3 protein-coding genes are annotated in these 3,176 nt (G+C 39.2%); all 3 read right to left on the bottom strand.

The features are described 5' to 3' along the window. Positions 1–407: 407 nt before the first annotated feature. A complete protein-coding gene (locus MUP17_06725) occupies positions 408–1,397 on the bottom strand; it encodes a hypothetical protein (protein MCJ7458666.1) in 990 nt (329 codons plus the stop codon). A gap of 210 nt (positions 1,398–1,607) precedes the next feature. Beyond that, positions 1,608–2,519 (bottom strand): hypothetical protein, encoded by a 912-nt coding sequence (locus MUP17_06720; GenBank protein MCJ7458665.1) that lies wholly within the window; start codon positions 2,517–2,519, stop codon positions 1,608–1,610. Between the two features lie 39 nt (positions 2,520–2,558). Continuing rightward, the coding region (locus MUP17_06715; protein MCJ7458664.1) for a bifunctional 5,10-methylenetetrahydrofolate dehydrogenase/5,10-methenyltetrahydrofolate cyclohydrolase at positions 2,559–3,176 on the bottom strand (618 nt) is incomplete at its 5' end.

The raw sequence follows: 3,176 nt of genomic DNA, 5'->3' as shown, positions 1-3,176 counted from the left end.
CGACAGGTTTTCCCACCAGGTCAGGGGACCTGGTGGGCACGAATGTGGAGACGCATGGCTATGCGTCTCTACGAGCTTCTCCCATTCTTTTGACCAAACCAATCACATACTGAAACAAAACACCAATTGCCGCCAAAACACCCAAAACCCAGCCTACAGTGGGACTGAACTTAAACGGCCAGATAACGCACACGGCGTACACCAGAGCGCCTCAAAGCACTGCCGCTATTAATGTTCCAAATGCTTTAAATAGTTCACGCATAAGCTCTTCGAATTCCTCGGTGCTGTCGGGAGTTTCCTCCCGACAGGTGTCAGGAGGTAACACCTGATACCACCACAGAAAAGGTTAGGACAGGGACCAGCCCTGTCCCTACCTAGTTACTTTTTTTCTAAGAAATTAGTCGTTATCAAGTTACAGATGATTCAGTTAGATCGGTTTTGTCTTTTTTATCCTCCATATAGGGTATCCTGAAAACTCGAAATATACTCCGAACTAATGGAATAAGGATACCTTTCTTAATTTGCTCAGCAAAAATCGCGCATAAAGCTAATATAATCCATTTTATTGGCGACCAGATTGAAGCCTTAATAAGGGTCTTACCCACCTTATTACGTAATAATGGACTCAATACCTTTATTCTTATGGTAACTCCACTCTCAGAAGCATCATTTATTGGTATAGTTAGCTGTTCTTTATTGTCTTTAAGTAAATCAACACGCGATGAATAACATGGATAAGTTATCGCTATCATATCATGTGGAACATCAAATGTTACTCTAGATTCATCATCAGGTATAAGAAAAAGATGCAAGAATTTGATTGTCGGTATAAAGATACTATCAGTCTTATAAAATGGAAACCATCTGGATAAAGCTAGTTGTTTTCTTTGTTTAGTGAATCTTAGTTTTCCATCGATAACACCAGAAGAATTCCAACCCTTTAATAAAAAAATAGAATCCCCGGTTAGCAATACTCTTTGTTTTGACAAATAGGAGGTGGATATTTCTTTTATTAGTGTTTCAACAAGTTTTTCGTCTATTTGGATTTCTTCATTAATTTCCCATAGGTCACTGTCAGAAAAATATATGATACGCCCTAAATATGTGATATTCTCGATTACTCGTAAGTGTGGGTACCTTAGATAAAGCATCTCTTGAAATTGTAATCTTACAAGCAATATAAATATAACCGATACAAAAAAGATGATAGAAATATAAAGACGTCTTATATATTGTTTGTGCGAATGCGAACGAATATAAACTAAAAGTGTATAAATCAAAAGGCCTATAGAAAAACCAAAGAAGGCGAATAAACCCCATAAAGAATTGATGAGCAACAATAAAAGAACGACAAAAAGTATTAGTAATTTTGCTAAGATTTTAAATATTTTAAACATTTTTATTCATTTCAACAATTTATTTAGGCTGGGCGTTGAATTCCTCTACCTTTTATAAATATTAATCTATTTCTTTGATCAAGCCAAAGATGTACGACATCAAATGTTCCAAATGCTTTAAATAGTTCACGCATATGCTTCATTATAGATACCAATTGTTATTATATGTCTCTATTTTCGGAGAGACAACTGTTGATGCCAAAAATAATTCTAAGAACCGTCCTTATTCTTTTTCCGCAATTGAGGATGTTCCTTATCAAATTCCTCAATTTGTCGCTTCCAATCTTCCTCAGATAGATCGGATAGGGACTCGAAATATTCTACAATTTGCCTTACATCTGGGTCTCCATCACTCAGGTTTTTAAGAAAAACCTTTTCTTCTGGTTTTATAACAGAAGTAACGATATCCACCTGGTCTCCTTCCAAGAATCCTCCCATAGGGATGTTTAACCCAAATTTCTCAACTACTGGCAGAGGCTGCATGCCAATCGGATACTTAAGTAGCATGGAAATGATTGAGTTTGAAACGACAGAGAACATTGTGTTAGAGTAACGGTTTAAAGTGTCTACGGAAAACTGATTGAAATTTGATCTAGTATGTGCAGTAGAGCTGTACGAAAATCCTCGAGTATGAACAAAACCGCTGAGATTATCATAAATCTCTAAGATTCTCTTAACTAAGTCAAAACGTCGATTGAATAGGGCAAAGTTCTCCAACGATTTTAGTCTATCGAGAGCTGCTCCAAATCTCGGGGTGCGCTCTTCTGAATCAAGCCATGGTTGGACCTCCATATGTGCTTGATCGTTTACAGCGAAGTAGATTCCGAGAACTCCAAGCTCAAGTACAGATCTGAGCGCCACAAAAGCATAAGTATAAAACCCTTCTAAACAAAGTGCATACGAATTCTCAAGTTCATAGTAGGATTCTGAATAAGGAAAGAAGTGTCCCGACATAAAATTCTCAGGCGTTTGCGGAACCAAGACTCCTATCTCGTGATATGCCCAAAGATGAGTTGCAATCTTCTCATAGAGTCCCTCATTGTTTTCTAAATACTCTAATGAAGCATTTCTCACTGCTTCTATCTTAGCAAGATCATTAATCACAAATGGCTTCTTCATCATATCAAATCTGTTAGTAAACTCCTTTTGTAAAACAGTTATTTAAAACGTCTCTGTGACTCCCTTCTGCCTTTTCGCTGCTTTTAGCGTATTCGCCATCAGCATCGCCACGGTCATTGGTCCTACTCCTCCCGGCACGGGGGTTATGGCTTTTGCCACTTCTTTTACCTCATCAAAATCCACATCCCCAACAATCCTGTAACCCTTTTCACAGGTCTTATCCTCTACCCTGTTCACGCCAACGTCTATCACCACAACTCCGGGGCTTACCATATCTCTGGTTAAAAATTTCGGCTTGCCCATTGCGGCTACGATTATATCTGCCTGCCGGGCATATTTTGGAATATCTTTTGTCCCGGTATGGCACAGAGTCACAGTTGAATTAGCGCCTTTTGCTTTGTGTGATAAAATTACAGAAAGGGGCCTGCCTACCAAACTGCCGCGTCCTAAAATAACCACGTGCTTACCCGCAGGGTCATTCCCGCTTCTTAATAAAAGCTCCTGAATACCGTAAGGAGTGCAGGGCAAAAAAGTCGGCTTGCCAGCTAACATCAGCCCCAGATTATAAGGATGAAACCCGTCCACGTCTTTTTCCGGTGAAATCGCCTTGATGATCTTCTCCTCGGAAATCTGCTCGGGCAGAGGAAGCTGAACTAAGAT

The sequence above is a fragment of the Candidatus Zixiibacteriota bacterium genome, assembly GCA_022865345.1.
GTDB lineage: Bacteria > Zixibacteria > MSB-5A5 > MSB-5A5 > RBG-16-43-9 > RBG-16-43-9.
The sequence above is the reverse complement of the archived record's forward strand: the minus strand, read 5'-3'. Positions and strand labels throughout refer to the sequence as shown.

Coding starts and splice junctions, on each gene's coding strand:
- MUP17_06725 (MCJ7458666.1), bottom strand. CDS start 1,397: ATGTTTAAAATATTTAAAATCTTAGCAAAATTACTAATACTTTTTGTC.
- MUP17_06720 (MCJ7458665.1), bottom strand. CDS start 2,519: ATGATGAAGAAGCCATTTGTGATTAATGATCTTGCTAAGATAGAAGCA.